General features: G+C 66.7%; 18 protein-coding genes and 1 riboswitch. Of the genes, 10 read left to right on the forward strand and 8 right to left on the reverse strand.

The window, feature by feature from the left end:
- The first annotated feature begins 63 nt into the window (after positions 1–63).
- Positions 64–819 (forward strand): SDR family NAD(P)-dependent oxidoreductase, encoded by a 756-nt coding sequence (locus ACIP90_RS04155; protein WP_400577209.1) that lies wholly within the window; start codon positions 64–66, stop codon positions 817–819.
- A gap of 96 nt (positions 820–915) precedes the next feature.
- Here the strand turns inward: ACIP90_RS04155 and ACIP90_RS04160 are convergent, their stop codons facing one another.
- Together ACIP90_RS04160 and ACIP90_RS04165 are read right to left on the reverse strand one after the other, a co-directional pair.
- The gene (locus tag ACIP90_RS04160; RefSeq protein WP_400577211.1) at positions 916–1,920 is read right to left on the reverse strand and encodes a hypothetical protein; all 1,005 of its coding nucleotides are present in this window, start codon (positions 1,918–1,920) and stop codon (positions 916–918) included.
- Positions 1,917–2,528 (reverse strand): RNA polymerase sigma factor, encoded by a 612-nt coding sequence (locus ACIP90_RS04165; protein ID WP_400577212.1) that lies wholly within the window; start codon positions 2,526–2,528, stop codon positions 1,917–1,919. Before ACIP90_RS04165 ends, ACIP90_RS04160 begins: the two co-directional genes overlap by 4 nt.
- 270 nt (positions 2,529–2,798) lie before the next feature.
- Here ACIP90_RS04165 and ACIP90_RS04170 point away from each other — a divergent pair, with 270 nt between their 5' ends.
- The 3 genes from ACIP90_RS04170 (at position 2,799) to ACIP90_RS04180 (ending at position 5,133) form a co-directional block, all read left to right on the forward strand.
- Complete coding sequence (locus ACIP90_RS04170) at positions 2,799–3,566, forward strand: hypothetical protein (RefSeq protein ID WP_400577213.1); 768 nt, start codon at positions 2,799–2,801, stop codon at positions 3,564–3,566.
- 187 nt (positions 3,567–3,753) lie between these two features.
- On the forward strand, positions 3,754–4,029 hold the full coding sequence (locus ACIP90_RS04175; RefSeq protein WP_400577214.1) for a VOC family protein: 276 nt from the start codon (positions 3,754–3,756) through the stop codon (positions 4,027–4,029).
- Positions 4,030–4,179: 150 nt separating this feature from the next.
- Positions 4,180–5,133 (forward strand): GGDEF domain-containing protein, encoded by a 954-nt coding sequence (locus ACIP90_RS04180; protein ID WP_400577215.1) that lies wholly within the window; start codon positions 4,180–4,182, stop codon positions 5,131–5,133.
- A gap of 73 nt (positions 5,134–5,206) precedes the next feature.
- On the opposite strand, the gene ACIP90_RS04185 is transcribed toward ACIP90_RS04180, so the two are convergent.
- Together ACIP90_RS04185 and ACIP90_RS04190 are read right to left on the reverse strand one after the other, a co-directional pair.
- Entirely contained in the window at positions 5,207–6,004 is a 798-nt protein-coding gene (locus ACIP90_RS04185) for an NlpC/P60 family protein (RefSeq protein WP_400577216.1), read from the reverse strand.
- Between the two features lie 3 nt (positions 6,005–6,007).
- Positions 6,008–6,205, reverse strand: a riboswitch (cyclic di-AMP (ydaO/yuaA leader).
- A gap of 141 nt (positions 6,206–6,346) precedes the next feature.
- A complete protein-coding gene (locus ACIP90_RS04190) occupies positions 6,347–7,453 on the reverse strand; it encodes a GTP pyrophosphokinase family protein (protein WP_400577217.1) in 1,107 nt (368 codons plus the stop codon).
- Positions 7,454–7,675: 222 nt separating this feature from the next.
- On the opposite strand from ACIP90_RS04190, the gene ACIP90_RS04195 reads away from it, so the two are divergent.
- Positions 7,676–8,506 (forward strand): alpha/beta hydrolase, encoded by an 831-nt coding sequence (locus ACIP90_RS04195; protein WP_400577702.1) that lies wholly within the window; start codon positions 7,676–7,678, stop codon positions 8,504–8,506.
- Here ACIP90_RS04195 and ACIP90_RS04200 read toward each other — a convergent pair.
- The gene (locus tag ACIP90_RS04200; RefSeq protein WP_400577218.1) at positions 8,503–9,960 is read right to left on the reverse strand and encodes an insulinase family protein; all 1,458 of its coding nucleotides are present in this window, start codon (positions 9,958–9,960) and stop codon (positions 8,503–8,505) included. The genes ACIP90_RS04195 and ACIP90_RS04200 overlap by 4 nt on opposite strands.
- 304 nt (positions 9,961–10,264) lie before the next feature.
- Between ACIP90_RS04200 and ACIP90_RS04205 the strand changes: the two genes are divergently transcribed.
- The 5 genes from ACIP90_RS04205 to ACIP90_RS04225 all read left to right on the forward strand — a co-directional run bounded on the left by ACIP90_RS04205 (position 10,265) and on the right by ACIP90_RS04225 (position 14,640).
- The gene (locus ACIP90_RS04205; RefSeq protein ID WP_400577704.1) at positions 10,265–11,353 is read left to right on the forward strand and encodes a ferredoxin reductase; all 1,089 of its coding nucleotides are present in this window, start codon (positions 10,265–10,267) and stop codon (positions 11,351–11,353) included.
- Positions 11,354–11,366: 13 nt separating this feature from the next.
- On the forward strand, positions 11,367–12,548 hold the full coding sequence (locus tag ACIP90_RS04210) for a fatty acid desaturase family protein (protein WP_400577220.1): 1,182 nt from the start codon (positions 11,367–11,369) through the stop codon (positions 12,546–12,548).
- A gap of 116 nt (positions 12,549–12,664) precedes the next feature.
- Complete coding sequence (locus tag ACIP90_RS04215) at positions 12,665–13,642, forward strand: carbohydrate kinase (protein WP_400577221.1); 978 nt, start codon at positions 12,665–12,667, stop codon at positions 13,640–13,642.
- Between the two features lie 9 nt (positions 13,643–13,651).
- Positions 13,652–14,182 carry a YbhB/YbcL family Raf kinase inhibitor-like protein gene (locus tag ACIP90_RS04220; RefSeq protein ID WP_400577222.1) on the forward strand — a complete coding sequence of 177 codons (531 nt, stop codon included), beginning with the start codon at positions 13,652–13,654 and terminating at the stop codon, positions 14,180–14,182.
- 134 nt (positions 14,183–14,316) lie between these two features.
- A complete protein-coding gene (locus ACIP90_RS04225; RefSeq protein ID WP_400577224.1) occupies positions 14,317–14,640 on the forward strand; it encodes a PepSY domain-containing protein in 324 nt (107 codons plus the stop codon).
- A gap of 10 nt (positions 14,641–14,650) precedes the next feature.
- On the opposite strand, the gene nagA is transcribed toward ACIP90_RS04225, so the two are convergent.
- From nagA to ACIP90_RS04240, 3 genes are all read right to left on the reverse strand, one after another.
- Positions 14,651–15,817: an N-acetylglucosamine-6-phosphate deacetylase gene (gene nagA / locus ACIP90_RS04230; protein ID WP_400577225.1), complete on the reverse strand. Its 1,167-nt coding sequence runs from the start codon at positions 15,815–15,817 to the stop codon at positions 14,651–14,653.
- The gene (locus ACIP90_RS04235; RefSeq protein ID WP_400577227.1) at positions 15,814–16,914 is read right to left on the reverse strand and encodes an SIS domain-containing protein; all 1,101 of its coding nucleotides are present in this window, start codon (positions 16,912–16,914) and stop codon (positions 15,814–15,816) included. The genes nagA and ACIP90_RS04235 overlap by 4 nt, the downstream gene beginning before the upstream one ends.
- A gap of 82 nt (positions 16,915–16,996) precedes the next feature.
- Positions 16,997–17,998 carry an N-acetylglucosamine kinase gene (locus ACIP90_RS04240; protein ID WP_400577229.1) on the reverse strand — a complete coding sequence of 334 codons (1,002 nt, stop codon included), beginning with the start codon at positions 17,996–17,998 and terminating at the stop codon, positions 16,997–16,999.
- Between the last annotated feature and the right edge of the window lie 20 nt (positions 17,999–18,018).

An 18,018-nucleotide genomic window follows, 5' to 3' on the forward strand; every position in this document is an offset into this window, starting at 1 on the left:
GTGTCCGGGGGCGTTCACATCGGTCAGGGCTACATTGATTCTGTGGAGCAGAACCTACAGCGCATGAGTGAGTTGCAGGGCCTGGTGGCCCTCGTGACTGGAGGGTCATCCGGAATTGGCGATGCGATCGTCGGCAGACTTCAGGCCTTGGGAGCTGACGTCGCGGTTTTGGACCGTCATCCAACGAGATCAACGCGGGGCGCCTTCCCTGCGATCTGCGACGTGAGCGATGACGCCTCCGTCCGTGCCGCCGTGGGCTCCGTCCTGGAGCACTTCGGCCGGCTGGACATAGTCGTGAACAATGCGGGCATCGGTGCCCAGGGCACCGTGGCGGACAACGACGACGACGAATGGCACCGCGTGTGGGACGTCAACGTCGTAGGCATGGTGCGTGTCAGCCGAGCGGCGCTTCCGGCGCTGCGGAAGTCGCCCTCGGCCGCCATCGTGAACATGTGCTCGGTTGCCGCGACGGCCGGTCTCCCGCAGCGGGCCCTGTATTCAGCCACAAAAGGTGCAGTTCTGTCGCTGACCAGAGCCATGGCGGCGGACCACCTCCGTGAAGGAATCAGGGTGAACTGCGTCAACCCCGGGACGACTGACACTCCATGGGTCTCCCGCCTGTTGGAGGCGGCCCCAGACCCTGCTGCGGAACGCGCCGCCCTTGAAGCCCGCCAGCCCCATGGCCGACTGGTTTCCGCGGACGAGGTCGCCGGCGCCGTTGCCTACCTCGTCAGCCCCCTCTCCGGATCCACCACGGGCACGTCCATAGCCGTCGACGGCGGCATGCAGGCGGTGCGCCTACGCCAGGCGACTCGGTAACCCCACCCGAAACTGTGGGCACATGGAGCCCTCCGCACAGCTCAACCTAATCCCGGTTTCATTTTCGTGGAGAATCGGGTTAGTCTCTCCGACCTCCTATTCGGGCGCGGAGTCGACGATTCGGTAGTCGATGGCGGTGTGACCGACGACTTCATTGGAGCCGAAACCGAAGGCTGCGTACGTCATGATGGTTCGTTCGCCGATGACCAGCCCGGTATCGGGGTCGATGATCATCTCTGCCCTTTGCCCCGCACGGAGGGGCTCTGTCCGCCCAATGGCTGTGCCGACCTTGCCATCGAAGTTAGCTTGCTCGCTGGCTGTGACCCCGGGAATCATGGCCAGCGCCTTGTAAAGGCCTGCGCGCAGGTCGGCAGGAATGAGTCCCATCCGCAGGATATCGGTAATACGCACGAAGTTGTTCTCATCCCGTGAGGCTGAACCTCCCTGGTACTGGGAGTTGAAGTGGTTGTACAGCGCCTGCCCGTCACGCGGCAGAGCGTCCAGCTCGTGCTCGGTCATCAGGGTCCACGGTCCCCCATAAAAATATCCGTTCTTGGCGCGGATGACCTCTATTCCCATGGGCACCGGGGCGGCGTCGCCCCAGTCCCGCCTGAGCACCCAGTCCTCACCGGGGGTGCCGGGAACGAAAACGTCGATGGTCTGCACGTTCATGCGGTGTGTCATATTTCCCGATTGATCCATTCCGGAAGCACCCCAGTTGGCGTGAGTGTGGACCAGCAGGTACTCGCCCGGCTTTGGCACGGGATCGACGAAGGTCATTGACTGATCCGCAACCTTCCGCAAGACCCCTGCTGCGTGCGCGCTTTGCGCCGTAATGCTAATCTGCCCGACCACCAGTGCCCCGACTGTTGCCGCCGCGGCGCTGAGCAAGACCCGCCGGGTGGGGTGGGGGCGGGCCGGTGGGGCAGGTTTCAGCGCCAGCAGGGAAGACTCGGTCTGGTGGCTGAGGGGGCCGTGGCTGCGCGTTGCCTTCCCGGGCCTGTACCTGCTGGGGTCCTCGGCCCCGGCGAGGGTTGGCAGCTCGACGAGTTGCTTGCGTAGCGCTTCACGCCTGTCTGCCTGGAACTGGGATGTGTTCATGATGTTCTCCGTCCAAGAATTGCCTGTGCGCCAAGGTCTTGTTCATGCACTACTTGGCTGAACAGGCCTCCGAGCCGGGATTTCGCCCGGTGCAGGCGGGACTTCACTGTTCCGTCGGCGATGCCAAGGGCAGCGCCGGCCTCTTTGACTCCCAGGCCCTCAATGACGCACAAGGTGAGCACGTCGCGCTCCGGCGGTCTTAGTTTGGCAAAGGCTTCCCGAAGGGCAGATGACCTGATTCTGGATTCGTCGGCTTCGGCAATGTCGTCGGCGATGTCTGCCGCATCCTGTGGCGGCGGGAGTTGGTTGAGGAAGTGCCTGTAGCGGCGTTGCTGGCGGACGTGGTTGCGGAGGGTGTTGTTCGCGGTGACCAGCAGCCAGGGCAGTATCGAGTCCTTCACCATTCGGACACTGGCCCGCCGGCGCCATGCCTCATAGAAAACCACGGCGGTGATGTCCTCAGCCAAGTGAGGCACGCTCACCACTTTCAGAGCATGACGCCACACCCGGTCATGATGGCGGTCGAAGAGAACGCCGAAGGCGTCACCATCACCGTTGACAACCTGGCTCCACAACACCTCGTCCGAGACATCCGGTTCTTCGCCCATACCTCATAGTGTCCGGCCACCCAGATCGGTTCCATGATCTGACGAGGGAATTTCGGTAACGGGATTTGAGGCCCTGACTACGGCGGCGTGGCTGTCCTCGCGCTGCACCTCCGCATGGTGTAGTTCCTTCGCTGTTGTCCTGCTCGGATGACCGCCCCAGGAAAGCCAGAATCTTACCCTGACTGTAACTCTTGGCCGTCTCCCGGAAACTTACCTATCGAGCGGGACGTCAGCCCGCCGTCGAAATAAGACATTGGGGGAGATGCAGAAATGAACTCGAATCGCGCACGATACTTCACGACGGTCACCATGGCCGGCTTTGCCGCCAGCCTCGTACTTGCCGGATGTGGGCCACAGACAGGAACTGATCCTGCCGCCGGCTCCCCGAACGTGGCGATCAGTGACACGACCGAATCCGCGCCGATGCCAGTCTTCGCGCCGGCTTCCACGGCAGGAGCGGTGGCACGGGCCGCCAGTGCGGTCCCGGCGTTAGTGCTGTCCGCCTCAGCGGCGAAGCCGGCGGCCCCAGCGCTGAAGACCTTCATATTCCCGGATGGACACATCTCGTTCGCCTACCCGGCGACATGGACGGTGCGAACCGTGCTCCCACCTGCCGGCGTCCCCGGCGTTGAAGCGATCGTCGCCGACGGTTCCGGCAACGATCTGCTCTCCTTGGGCAATGGCGGCGCTGCTGGTTGTGTTGGCGGTCCCGTGTCGCGTCGAGTGTTCGATCAAGCGGCGGTTCCGGGAATGACCGCATCGGACGGCAGGGAGCCCGTTTTCGGGTTCGTCGTGGAATCCTATGGCGATGGCGGTGGCGAGGCCTACTTCATGGGGCTGAGCGAGCCCCGATCCCTGGAGGAAGGCGAGGGCGTATCATCCTGGTGCAATCTCGTGCCAACAGGTAATGGCGGTCTGAGCAGCCGTGTTCTTTTCAACGATCCCGGGTTTCCGAACAGGGGCGCAGCCAGAGCCTGGATGGCAACCGACCAATACGCCCAACTCAAGGCGCTGCTGGTAAGTCTGACCTACGCCTAAGAAGACCCGCACCGGCCGGGGGAAGTGACCACGCTATGAGGAGTTCAACCTTCCAGGGAGTCGAGATCATTTTCTCCCGGCCGTGGCGCGGGTCGACCCAACAGCACCATAATTGGGCCATGATTGGTTCCTGGCATGCCACCGTCTTCGACTGCGCGGATCCGGATCCGCTCGCTAATTACTGGGCATGATCCGCGTCCGGGATGATCCTGGCTGGATCACGATTGGTGGTGCCGAGGATCGACCTGCCCTGGCGTTCCAACAAGTGGAGGACTACCGGCCACCGCAGTGGCCGGGGCAGGAAGTTCCACAGCAGGCACACCTCGATGTGCGTGTGAAGGACCTCAACGAGGCAGAGCGGCAGGTACTTGAGATTGGAGCGACGTCCCTCAACCGGGGCACTGATGCGTTCCGCGTCTATTTGGACCCGGCAGGGCATCCATTCTGTCTCGTGCAGTGGTGACAGGAAGATGCTGGGGAGCCAGACCAAGGGTCTATTGGCAACAGGCTGCTGAGTCAGCATCGCGATGTCTTCCGCGCCCTGACTGGTGAACCGTGGGCCGGTGCGATACCGGTGCGATGCTGGTCAGCACAACGGGTGGGGATTCGGGGGTTGGGGAATGGTGCTGGAAATGTCCTGCTGGTCGCCGGGGCAGGGAGCGCCTGGGCCGGTGCCCGTTCGCTGCGGACGCCGAAATTCAACTTCTGGCTTTTCAGCGCCGTTCCCGTCGTGGCTGGCGTGGCTTCTGCCCTCGACAATCCTGGCGAGAACGTCTGGTCCGGGGGCGCCGTTTTTCTCGCGTCGATGTCGCTGATGATTGCCCTCACCGCACGCGAGCTGTGGCGTTTGGAGCCCGGGTACACGCGGGTCCGAATTCCAATGGCCATCGCCGCAGCCGGTGTTTCAGTGTTCTACCTGGGCCGGCTGACCGTCTTTATCGCTGCAGGCCCCGACAGCCCGACGTTCGTGACCTACTTCGGATCCGCCGTGACCACCCTGGTTACCATGGTGCTCCTGGCAGTGGTCTCCTTCAGCATGGCCGGGCTCAGCACGGAGCAGCACACACGGGCGCTGACAACCGTCGCCAGCCAGGACGGGCTCACGGGCTTGCTCAACCGGTCGGCATTCCTGGATATGGCGTCCACACAGCTCCGCCGCGGCCGGGGCAGCAAGAGCGGGGGAGCGCTGATCCTCGCGGATCTGGACCACTTCAAGGCCATCAACGACACCCATGGCCACGCCGCCGGCGACCTGGCGCTTCAGGCCTTCGCCGACGCCTGCCGTGCAACGGTCCGCTCCACGGACCTCGTGGGGAGGTACGGCGGCGAGGAATTCATCGTGTTTGCCCCGGGCGCGAGCCCCTACTCCGCGGAGATCATCGTCAAGGAAATCAGCCGCCGGCTCGCCGAGGGGTCGGTTCCCGACGTACCTAGAATGCCCACCGTCAGCTACGGCATCGCTGCTGTGGACGCGGGGGTGCTGAGCCTTGACGGGCCGATTGCAGCCGCTGACGCCGCGCTCTATGAGGCCAAATCCCTCGGACGGAACCGGGCAGTTCTCGGCTAGCAGAAGAAGCCGGTGCCCCGCTGCCCCCAAGGCAGCGGAACACCGGCTCCGGCGTAAGCAGGCTTCGGCGTTGTCAGGCGCCGGCGCGCACGAAGGTGACGGGGCCGGTGGCAGTCAGCCAGGACAGCGGGTGAACCACGGTCTCGTTGACGCCGTTCATGCCGCCGCTGAGCACCTTGCCGTTGCCCACGAAGATTCCCACGTGGCCGGACTGGACCACCATGTCGCCGGGCTGGGGAGTGGACACGACTTTGCCGTGGTTCATGAACTGCATCGGAGCAAGGTCGCCCACCCGGATGCCGGAGGCGCCGAGTGCCTTTTCCACCATCGCGGTGCAGTCCTGGGTGATGCCCAGCTGGGCGTAGGCGGCCGACACCATCGAGGCATTGATGCCGCCAGCGGCGGCAGCGGGAGCCTTCGCGGGCGCCGGTGAGGACTTCACGGTGATCTTCGGTGCAGAGACCTTCGGGGCGGGCGCAGGCGCGGCAACAGGGGCTGCGGCAGGCGCTGGAGCTGCGGCCCGCTGGGCCGTCGGCTTTTCGACGACGACGGGCTCCTGCACCACGGGGGCAGGGGTGGACTTCACCGCAGGTCGCTCGAAGGCGATCTTGACGCTGGAGCTGGCGCTCAGGGGTGCCTGGACCTGGCTGGCGGCCGTGGACGCCGACGCGGGGGCGGCGTCCTTCTGGGCCGGCGCGTTGGCGGCGTTCGCTGCCATGCTGCCGGTGAAGGCGAGTCCCGATGCCGCGAGGATTACGGTTGCCTGGCGTCCCAGTCCTCCGGCATTAGCCGTGACAGCACGCGATGCGGATACGAACGGATTCGAACGGCCGGCCGCTGCGCGGCGGGCACGGGTAAAGCGTGACGACATGAAGGAGCCTCTCCCGATGCCTGCGAGGTGAGCTGTCGGATTCGGATGGGAGACACCCGGCCGCGCGCCCTGACAAGTTCAGGAACTGCGTGGCTTCACCCCAAGGCCCTTTCGTGCGGGCCAAAATTGGTTTCCCCGTCTCTGCCGTGCATGGTCTGTGAACGGATCCCGGGCAGCGGCAGAGTTAGGCAATCAGCGCGGGAGTGCCTTCCTCGGTGAGGAAGGCACATCTTCCACGGTACGGGAGCCCTTTCCAAAAGTCACATTAAGGTAACGGAGGTGTGTCGCGCGCCGGGTGCTGACTATTCGTGCTGGTAGGGCGGAACCCAGCCCTGCCGACGCCTACTTCTTGGTTTGGCGGTACCGCTCGATCTGTTTCAGCCGCCGCAGGAGGCTGTCGCGCCGCGGGTGCGGGACGGCGTCGGGCTCCTCGGCGGTGAGGTCGATGTGCTTCGTCCCGTACTGCCAGAGGAGGAGGTCATCCAGCAGCCGGTCCGGGCCGGGGGAGTAGCGGTGGTCCAGGGCCTTGCGGACCTCGGTGATCCTGTTGGCGCTGAGCAGTCCGGCGAGCTGGACCGTCTGGTTCAGGCCGTGGGCCGCCATGAGTTCGGCGGCCCATCCCCAGTCGTCATCCACTTTGCGATCCACGTGCGGCAGCAGCGTCCGCCAGACGTCGCGGATGCGGTTGGGTGTGAGCGGGGCGGCGCCTTCACCGTCCATGTCCCAGTAGCCGCGGACCTCCTCGTAGCGCTCGTGCAGGTCCGCGAAGGCGCTCTCCACTGTCTCCAGCATGGCGGCTGTGGCGGTGAACTGGCGGTCGAAATGCGGGGTCCAGGCCCGCGGATCCTCTGCCTTGAAGCGGATGTCGTGTTCTATCTCGCTCCATGCATGCGCGAAGACAGTGCGGATCTGGCATTCGAAGAAGTAGCTTCCGTTGGGCTGCGCATCTGGGTTGAAGACCTTCTGGTACTCCTTGACGGCCTCATTCTGGATGGTCCGCAGAATCAGGTGGCGGCTGGAGTAGCCGTATGTGCCGGACTCGATGGAGCCGATGTCCTTCTCACGGTCTCCGCGGCAGTCGAACAGCTGCCGCTGCCGCTTGATGAGGTTGGCCACCACCGCATTTTCCGCAGGAAGCTTGGTGATGACGCGGACACCCACCATGTCATTGAGGGTGCGGAACGGGTCGGGAAACTTCAGGACGCGGGGGCCGCCAGGTTCCAGGGGCTCCTCGGTTCGGGAGATTTTCTCCCGGAAGGAGTCCACGGTCTTGGTGCGGCCGGTCACGAACAGCGGCGTGACCTCGGTGTCCTTGAGCATGGTCCGCAGCATCTGCAGGACGTCACGGGTGACAAGCTTCAGGGCAGGCCGGACGCGCTCATACAGTTCCACGTTTTCCTGCACGGAGTCGCGCTGACTGATGTCCAGGCGATCCCAGTTGCTTGCCATGGTTCCAAACTATCAAGGGCGTGCGACAGTCGCCGGTGTGACACCCGCCCTGCCACCTCGGCCACTCTCTTCCGCCCGGAGGGAGCCGCGTCCCTGTAGGCTCGGGACATGGCTGATGTGCGCCGTCGGACCCTGCCGTTCTCTGGACTGCTGGGTGCTACGGCAGTGGTGACGCCGGGGGCGCTTGTTGCCTCCTGCCCACCCGGACCCAAGGAGGATGCAGTGAAGCGGCAGAAGTACCAGTACGGCGACCACCCCAGCCAATGGGGCGAGCTCTTCCTGCCGGAAACGCCGCCAGCATCCTCATCACGGAACGGCAAGCGGCCGGCGACCCGAGGCGTCGTGGTGGTCATCCACGGCGGATACTGGCGCTCCCAGTACGGGGCCGAGCTGGGCGAACCGCTGGCAAAGGACCTCGCAGCCCACGGAATGGCGGCCTGGAACCTGGAATACCGGCGGGCAGGCAACGGGGGCGGCTGGCCGCACACCTTCGAGGACGTGCTGGCCGGGATCGACAGGTTGCGCGGAGTCGCTGAAGAGCACGGACTTGACCTTGCCAAGGTGGTGGCGCTGGGCCACTCTGCCGGCGGCCACCTCGCCGTCTGGGCGGCAGGACGGGACCGGCTGGCCGGGCTGGGAACCCCCGATGCTGACCGGCAGGTGGAGAGGAACCTCAACGGCGAGGCGGTACACCTGACAGGCGTGGTCAGCCAGTCCGGGCTGCTGAACCTCGCCCAGGCGGACTGGCTTGACCTCAGCAACGGGGCGGTCAGCAACCTCATGGGCGGTTCGTCCGGGAAATACCCCAAGCGCCACAAGTATGCCGACCCCATGAGTGCGGTTCCGCTGGACGTGCCGATTTATGCGGTGCACGGACTCGAGGACCGCACCGTTCCCATGAGCCAGTCGGAAGCGTACGCCGCAGCAGCCCGGGCCGCCGGGGCGCCGGTCCAGGTGGTCAAGGTTCCGGGCGACCACTTCGCGCTGATTGACCCGAAGGCCTCGTCCTACCGGAAATGCCGCGAGCTCGTGCAGGAGTTGCTCGGTTCCTAGGGGAGGGCTGGCATGAACCGCCGGCCCTCACCTGCCCGGTCCAGGATGGTGTCCATGGCCTGCCGGCCGTTGCTGAACCATTCGGCACGCAGGTCGATCTGCTGCGAATCCGCCCCGATGAGGGATATGAGGCCGTCCGGTAACACCGCGACACCCACGAGGTCATCCCACGTGATGCTGGCCGTGTAGTCGGCGCAGATCGTCACGCCCTTCTCGCCGACGAAGAGCTTGGTTCCGCCGGGGACTCCGGCCAAGACGCCGCGCACGCCGCGCCGGAACTCCTTGCCTCCCAGCCAGTCGACTGCCCGCTCGGTGTCGGACCTGATGCTGTCGTCTTCCGGACGGGTGCCCTCCGGCATCCCAAAGATGGCCGTTTCCTCCAGCAGTTCCAGGGCAGCACGGCAGGATTCCGGAGTGACACCGTGCGCCAGTGCCACCTTGTCCTCGGGGCCGACAGCTGCCCGGCCGAGCAGGTACGATTCGGCGGCAGCTACCGCCACATCCATGGCGGATGACGGATCCTCGAGGTACTCCTGCACTTCCTCCACTTCGGTCGCCAGCTCCCCGGCCGTAGGCCCGTGACGGCGCAGATCGCGGAGGATCTCCAGAAGGCCGAGCCGCACGTCTTCGGCATGCTGATTGGTCGGGTCGGACTCGAAGCACAGCACGCCCCGGCCGTCGTCGTCGAAAAAATGCATGCAGTCGATGTCGTAGATCCAGCCGTGCTCCTGACGCAGGGTGCTGAGTGCGCGCCGGCAGGCGATGCGCGAGAGGGCTCGGACGGCCTCGCGCCGGGCTTCCGTGTCGGCGGGCACTTCCAACGACAGGCCGAGCCGTGGTCCGCTCTGTTGGAACCACAGGGGAAGTGGAACGGGCAGGGGCGCGGCATTGACCGGGCGGCGGGCCGGGCCTGCCGGCAGGGCGAGCCTGAGACCCTCGGGCGGAGGGCCGCTCAAGGCGAGAGCCGCATTCCCGGCCGTGAAATACTTCCCCACGTGCCGCAGGATGTCCTCTGGTTCGAGGGCATTGAGCGCCGGTGGCGGCACATCGGCCAAGCCAAGGGAGGCCAGGCCAAAGCGGTGCCGCAGGTGCTCGGCGGTTGCCGGCGGAACGGTGCTGGAACCCTCGGCGGTAAGGACCTTCTTTTCCACCTCCAGCCGGCCGAAGTCGGGGGCGGTCAGGGAGGAACAGACGGCGCTGAGGAAGGAGGCCACTGACTCCGCCTTGCCGCTGGCCATGAACGAGGTGAAGGCCAGTTCGACTCCGGCGTTGTGGCTTTGCCGGAGGTCCGGGATGGATGACATGGCCAGGTGTTCCACCAGGTGGGTGAGCCCGGCCGACATGAAAGTTTCATCCCGGACGCCGGCGCGGAAGACCAGGTGCGCCGTGAGCGGCGCCGGCCCCTCCACCCAGAACACGGGAACTCCATCAACGTCCGTTCGTTGCAAAGTCATGGGGTAGATAGTAAATCCGCTGCCGGTATCGCCGCGCAGCGGCGCACCGTCCCAGCCCAATGTGCTGCCAAGGTCCCGTAATCAGCGGGAGGTAAGTATACTTACCATTCATAGCCAACGGCGCACGCACAGGCGCCCACCATGGAGGAAATCCCTTGTCTGACCCCACTGCCACACCGTTCCGGTTGCTCCGGCCATCGGCATGCGGGACGCTAGTAGCTGGGGGTTGGGGTAGTTTTGTATATTACGATCACCGGTTTCACTAGGAGATACATATGGGTGAATCCAACAGGTGGTGGACAACATGATTCGGCTCCGTAAATTAGCGCGTGCCGCGACGGTCTTGACCACCCCGTTGGCGCCGGAGGACATTCTCGCGCTTTTTAACCCCGTTTTTTCGGCCCGTCAGCTCCGCGGCGTGGTCACAAAAGTGGTGCCCGAGACGGCGGACTCCGCCACTATCCACTTCCACCCTGGCCGCGGCTGGAAGGCCCACAAAGCCGGGCAGTGGGCACGGATCGGCGTGGAGCTCGATGGCGTGCGACACTGGCGGTCGTATTCGCTGAGCGCGCCGGCAGGGCAGGACCCTGCCATCACCGTCAGCGACATGGGTGCTGTCTCTGGTGCCCTCGTCCGAAACACCAAGCCCGGCGACGTGCTGTTCCTGGCTCCGCCCCAGGGCGACTTTGTCCTGCCGGAGCATCCGCGGCCGCTGCTCATGCTCACCGCGGGGAGCGGCATCACCCCCGTCATGTCGATGATCCGCACGCTGGTGCCGCACCGCCCCGATGCCGACGTCGTGCTTGTCCACTCCGCCCGTACGCCGCAGGACAGCATCTTCCACGAGGAACTGTCCGAGCTCGCGGACCAGTTTCCCAACTTCCGGGTCACCCACTGGTACACCGGCGAACGCGGCCGGCTGGACTTCAGCTCGGCCGCCCTGCTGAATGAGCTCTGCCCGGACTGGCGACAGCGCGCCGCCTACGCCTGCGGACCGGAGGGCTTCCTGGACGAGGCCGAGGCGCTGTGGACAAGAGAGGCCGCTGCCCACAAGAAGGCGGGCCCCTTCGCTGCCGACCCCATCAACCTGATCATCGAGCGCTTCAACACCAGCCTGGTGGGCGGGGAAGGGCACGACGGCGGACTGGTCACCTTTGAGGCCTCGGACCGCGAGGTTGAGGCGGACGGAAACACCCCGCTGCTCGATGTGGGCGAGGACGCGGGAGTCCTGATGCCCAGCGGCTGCCGCATGGGTATCTGCCACAGCTGCCTGACGCCGCTGCGTGCCGGTCACGTCCGTGACCTGCGCACCGGTGAGGTCCACGGGGAGCCGGGCCAACTAATCCAGACGTGTGTCTCGGCAGCCGCCGGGCCCGTTAACCTCGACATCTGAGGAGCAACACAGCATGACAGCAATATCTGACCGCACAGCCGTGGAATCGACGTCGATCAGCGGACCGGCGGCTAAACCCCGTCCGGGTGCCCTGGCCAAATCGGGAAGCCCGCTGGTTCGCCCGCCGGCCGCCGCGCACCTCACCGACGAGCAGGTGGCCGAACTCGGCCGCGAGCTGGACGCCATCAAGGACGAGATCCTCGCCAAGCGCGGCGCCTCCGACGCCGCCTATATCCGGCGTGTCATCAAGATCCAGCGCGGACTGGAAATCTCCGGCCGCGCCGCGCTCCTGATGGGCCGCAACAAGGCCGCCTGGGTCACCGGAACCGCCCTGCTGAGCGCCGCCAAGATCCTCGAAAACATGGAGATTGGCCACAACATCCTGCACGGCCAGTGGGACTGGATGCGTGACCCGGACATCCACTCCACCACCTGGGAATGGGACTTCGTTACCCCGGCCCGGGCGTGGCAGCACACCCACAACGATCTCCACCACCGCTGGACCAACGTGGTGGGCAAGGACAATGACGTCGGATACAACCTCCTCCGCATGGACGAGGAACAGCCCTGGAAGCCGCACAACCTCGGCAACCCGCTGTACAACGCGATCCTGGCACCCATTTTTGAATGGGGAATCGCCATCTACGACCTCGAACTGGCGGAGTACAAGGAGGGGAAGAAGTCCAAGGAAGCCCTGCAGAAGGACCTCAAGGCGCTGGGTAAGAAGGTGGTGACGCAGTTCACCAAGGACTACGCTGCCACTCCTGCCGTGGCCATGCTGACCGGTTCCGGCAAGCAGGCGCTCTACGGAACCCTGACCGCCAACGCCGTGCGCAATGTCTGGGCGCACGCCGTGATCTTCTGCGGCCACTTCCCCGAAGGGGCGGACACCTTCACCGAGCAGATGGTCGAAGGCGAGACCCGCGGTGACTGGTACGTCCGCCAGATGATCGGCTCGGCCAACATCTCCGGCTCCAAGTTCATGCACATCATGACCGGGAACCTCTCACACCAGATCGAGCACCACCTCTTCCCGGACCTGCCCTCCAACCGGTATGCCGAAGTGGCGCCCAAGGTGCGGGAAATCTGTCAGCGCTATGGCCTGCCGTACACCACCGGGCCGCTGCTCAAGCAGGTGGGCTCCTCGTGGGCGAAGGTGTTCAAGCTCGCGCTGCCCGGCAAGGCGAAGTCCTAGCCGCGTCCGAAGTGCAGTTGGAGCAGCGTGCCTGAGCGCACGCTGCTCCAACTGCTCTCCGCGCGGTTCTCCGCAAGGCGGGAGCGCCGGGACGCGTTCTCTGGCAGAGTATGACCATGCTCACAGTTATCGGCGAGGGCCTTGTTGACGTGGTCCAGCGCTCCTCCGGAATCGAAGCCCATGTGGGCGGCAGCCCGCTTAACGTCGCCGTGGGGCTGGCCCGGCTGGGCCATCCCGTCCAGTTCATCGGCCGTTATGGCCGCGACGCCTATGGAGATTCAGTGGCGGCGCACCTGAGGGCCAGCTCGGTCATGGTGCCGCAGGCGCCTGACGGGCTGCCCACCAGCGTGGCCACCGCCCTGGTGGATGACGACGGCGCCGCCACCTACACCTTCGACCTCGCCTGGGTTCTTCCCGGCCTTGTTGACCGCCTGCCGTTCCTGATGCAGGGCACCACGCTGCTGCATACCGGTTCCATCGCCACGATGCTGGCGCCCGGCGCCGCCGACGTGCTGGCCGCCGTCGAACATTCCCACCCATCTGCGACCATCAGCTTTGACCCGAACTGCCGGCCCAGCATCATCAGCGACGTGGACTATGCCCGCAAACAGGCGGAGAAGTTCGTGACCCTTTCGGACATCGTCAAGGCCTCCGACGAGGACCTTGCGTGGCTGTATCCGGGCGTCGATGTCCTCGATTCGGCCCGCCGCTGGCTGTCGCTGGGGGGTTCGCAAGGGCCGGCCATGGTGGTGGTCACGCGCGGCGCCGAGGGTCCCTGGGGCATCACGGCTGCTGGAGAGGCCGAGTTCGCCGCGCCGAAAGTGGAGGTGGCGGACACGGTCGGGGCCGGGGATTCCTTCATGGCGGCGCTGCTCTCCGGCGTCGTGGACCGCGGCCTTGACGGTGCCCAGAATCGCAGGGCCCTGCGCGCGCTGCCCGCAGAGGGCCTCGCCGCGCTCCTCGCACATGCCACCCGCGCGGCCGCCGTCACGGTGTCCCGCGCCGGCGCCAACCCGCCCACCAGGGCCGAACTCAACCGCATCGAAGAAGCGGCAGAAGAAGCAGCAAAGGAAGCAGAAGTCCCCACTATCTGAAAGGCAGCCATGACACCCTCCGGTCCGTTTGCAGACCTGCCGGACGTTGCGTCGTTCGAGCTCACCAGCCGGTCATTCCAAGACGGCGAGACGCTGCAGCCCCCGCAGCGCAGCGGCAAGCTCCATGCCGGCGGTGACGACGCTTCCCCGCAGCTGAGCTGGAGCGGCGCCCCGGCGGGGACCCGAAGCTTTGCCGTCACGGTTTTCGATCCCGACGCCCCGGGCGCCGGAGGGTTCTGGCACTGGGCGGTAATTAACATCCCGGCGGACGTCACCTCGTTGGCCGAGGGCGCAGGAGCCGAGTCCGGCGCGGAGCTCCCGGGAAGCGCGGTGCAGCTGAAGAACGATGCCGGCTTCCGGGGCTACGTGGGGGCCGCCCCTCCGCCGGGCCACGGCCGGCACCGCTACGTCGTGACGGTCTACGCGCTGGATGTCGAGGAGTTGGACACCCGCGCGGGAGCCCGTCCGGCCAGCCTGGGCTCGGAGCTCGCGAAGCACCTGCTCGGTACGGCCACGCTGACCGGAATCTACGAACGCTGAAAACCGCTCTTCGGACGCGCAGGGGACGGGGTTTCCGGGCGCCCCGGCCTGCTCCCTTGGCATCAACTAATTAAGCGTTGCACATGCCAAATATCGGGGGGAGACTGGGAAAAAATGTGAGAGGAGCATTTGTCATGCGCAAGAGAACGTGGGTTATCGGGGCCGCAGTGGCGGGGCTGGCACTCGGCGGCGCAAGCGTTGCAGCCGCATCCGTGAACCCCTTCGACAGCGAGGGAACCGCAGACGGCGGAACGCAGAGCCCGCTGAGCCAGGCTGACCGTGACAAGGCTGTGCAGGCCGCCTTGGCCAAGGTGGGCCAGGGTACGGTGACGGAAGTGGAGCGGGACGAGAACCCAAGCTCCGCCTACGAAGTTGAAGTGCGGCTTGCCGACGGCTCGGACGTCGAGGTAGCGGTCGGTTCGGACTTCAAGGTCCTGAGCCAGAGCCCCGACGACTGACGGGGGCCGCTCACGAGTCGCTGACGGTTGGGCCGGCGCTCACCGGCTCAGCCAGCCATTCTCCGGATTTCATCGTCGCTGCAACTCTCAGATCCTCACCGAGCACGACCAGATCCGCGCTCCGGCCAGGCTCGAGGCGCCCGACGTCCGCCAGCCCCAGCATGTCCGCAGGATTCTGTGTGGCCGCGCGGACCGCGTCAGCCAGTGGGATGCCTGCCTGCCTGACCGCATGCCGAACGGCGGCGTCCAGGGTCAGGACGCTGCCAGCGATGGCGCCGTTGCTGGCCAGCCGCGCCTCGCCGCCGGCGACCCGGACTTCCAGGCCGCCGAGCTGATACGTCCCCTCGGCGGCGCACGCCGCGGCCATTGCATCGGTCACGAAGACGGCCCGCGCAGGGCTCCCCGCGATGAAGCGCACCAGCGACGGATGCAGGTGCACGCCGTCGGCAATCACCTCGGCGAAGATGTCCGGGTCTTCCAGCAGCGCCAGGGCGGGTCCGGGTTCCCGGTGGTGCAGGGGGCGCATGGCGTTGAACACGTGGGTCCCTGCCGTGGCGCCCGCGGCTATTGCCTCGCGGGCCAGGTCATAGCCGGCACCGGTATGGCCGATGGCGGCGACGGCGCCGTAGCTGGTGATCTGCCGGATGGCCGCGAGCCCTCCCTCTAGCTCCGGGGCTATCGTGACCATTTTTACTGCTCCGCGGCCTGCCAGCATCAGCCGGTCGATGCTGGCAGGATCCGGAGTCCGCAACAGATCCTTGGCGTGCGCGCCGCGGTGAAACGGGCTGAGCCAGGGTCCTTCCAGGTGGATCCCTGCCAGCATCCCAGCTTCGACCAGCCCGGCCAAAGCCGCCACCGCGTCCTCAAGCTCTGCCAAAGGCGCTGTTACCAGGCTGGCCATGAGCGTGGTGGTGCCGTGCTCCAGATGCACGCCGGCGATATTTGCGGCAGCCCCGGCCGTGTCGGCATCGTTGAAGCTGAAGCCGCCGCCCCCGTGGACATGGGCGTCGATGAACCCCGGGCACAGCGTCCCCTCGGGAAAGCTGACGTCCGGCACCCGCGGGGCGATCCCGGCGCCCACGGCGCTGACCAGGGAGGACCGGGTCTCCACCCAGCCGGGCTCATGGACAGCGCCGGGCGTGACGACGCGGGCGGCGGAAATGAGCGTCGTACTCACCAGGTTTCCGTGATCTTGCGCAGGCCCCGGGGCGCGTCGGGGTCGCGGTGACGGGCGGCGGCCATGGCGTGGGCCAGCCGCTGCAGGGGCAAGATTTCAAGGATCGGCGCGAGCTGCTCATGGACGTGCGGCAGGGGCACCGTGTGGTTCAGCGGCCGGGCTGCGGCAGGATCGCCCACCAGGCACACGTCCGCCCCGCGTTCCGCCAGGCGCTCCAGCACGGGCTCCAGGGCCCGGCCGCCGGTACCCCGCGACGCGACGGCGATGACGGGCCGGTCCTCGTCAATCATGGCGAAGGGGCCGTGCAGGAGGTCGGCTCCGGAGAAGGCATGGGCCGCCAGGTAGGACGTCTCCATCAGTTTCAAAGCAGCCTCTCGCGCCGTGGGGTAGGAGAAACCGCGCCCGGTGGTGATGATGTGGTTCACGAAGCGGTAGCGGTTCGCAACCTCCAGTATCTCCGGCCGGGCCAGGACATCCTCCGCGTGACGCGGCAGGGCTGACGCGTCCCTGCCGTCACCCCCGGCCCAGGCCTCGATGAGCAGCCACAGCGCGAGCAGCTGGGACGTGTAGCTCTTCGTGGCGGCCACGGCACGTTCCGGTCCCGCCAGGATGTCCACATGGTGCTGGGCGGCCCCGGCCAGCCGCGACGACGGTGCGTTGGTCACCGCAACCGTAACGGCACCGGCCCGGGCGGCGGCCGCGGTGGAGTCCACCAGGTCCGGGGATCCGCCCGACTGGCTGACCGCCAGCCAGAGGACACCGTTCATCCGGGGCTCCGCGCCGTAGACGGTAAGGCTCGACGGCGAGGCCAGCCCGGCGGGCAGCCCCAGCACCGTCTCGATGAGGTACTTCGCGTACAGGGCGGCGTGGTCGCTGGTCCCGCGTGCTGCCAGCAGGACGAAACGGATGTCCGCATCGCGAAGGGCGGCGGCCAGGCGCCGGAGGCCGGCCTGTCCCTGGTCCAGCTGCCGGGCGAGCGCCTCGGGCTGCTCGAGGATTTCGGCGGCCATCAGCGATCCCGGCACCTGGAGCGCGGTGGCAGTGCCGGTGCCGGTGGCGGTGCTTGCCGGGATGGAAGTGTTCAGCGGGGTGGTCATGTGTCTCCTTGGGACGCGGTGCTTTGTGGGTCGGATGGAATGAGCCGGAACCTGGCTCAGGCAACTGGTTGGGGTAACTGGTTTAGGCGGGGAACAGGACGGGCCGCGGAGGGTGGTCCGAAGCAGGCTGGGCGGAGTTGGCCGCGTCCGTGGCCAGTCTCACCGCGCCCCAGGCGGGGGCCCGGTCCAGCACCCGGACGTCCGCCAGCCCGCGTCCTGCCAGCAGCCCGCTGACGCGTTCCGCCAGGGCAGGCTGGTTGACGAGCATCCCGCCCGCCAGCAGGACGGGGGGAGCGGCAGCGCCCGGATCGGTGCCTCCGGGCAGGAGGCCCAGCCGCTCATTGACCGCCGTGGCCAGCGATGCCAGCTGCTGCGCGGCGTCTTCGGCGATCGCGAGACTGACCGCGTCCCCCCGGGCGGCGGAGGCGAACACCGTTCCGGCAAGGCTGGCCCAGTACCTCCGTTCCGGGTTGCGGTAGAAGAGGTCCAGCAGCGCCGGCGGTCCGGAGACGCCTGCACGTACCAGGAGGTCCGCGGACAACGGCCCGGCGGGCTGGCCGCGGTCGTACTCGGCAAGGGCGTTGCGCACGGCGCTGCGGGCGAGGGCGTAACCGCTGCCTTCGTCGCCCAGCAGGTAGCCCCAGCCGCCGGCCCGGGCTTCGCGACCGTCTTCACTGAGCGCCCAGGCCGCGGAGCCGGTGCCGGAGATAAGCACGGTGCCGGCTTCCAGGCCGCCGGCGGCGAGGATGATGCGCGTGTCATGGACCACCTGGATGAGGGAGCCCGGGAAAGTGCGTGAGAGCAGGCCGGCGAGGCGTTTCCGGCTTTCCGGCGTGTCTGCCCCGGCCGCCCCCGCGCATACAGCCTGGATGCCGTGGCCGCCGTCGCGGTTTCCCAGCTGCGCGGCGAGATCGTCCAGGGCGGCGGCCGCCGCCTCTTCGCCGACTGAGGCGATGTTCGCACTGCCCACGGTGCACTCGAAAGCCTGCTGCGCGCCGTGGTCCGTGGTTTGACCCACGGCGTGGGCCGTCAGGATGGCGTGGGTCTTGGAGCCGCCGATGTCAAGGCCGAGTACTCGAACCATGCCAGCGGCACTGCCCGGAA

The organism is Arthrobacter sp. NPDC093139 (genome assembly GCF_044754165.1).
In the GTDB taxonomy this organism is placed as follows: domain Bacteria; phylum Actinomycetota; class Actinomycetes; order Actinomycetales; family Micrococcaceae; genus Arthrobacter.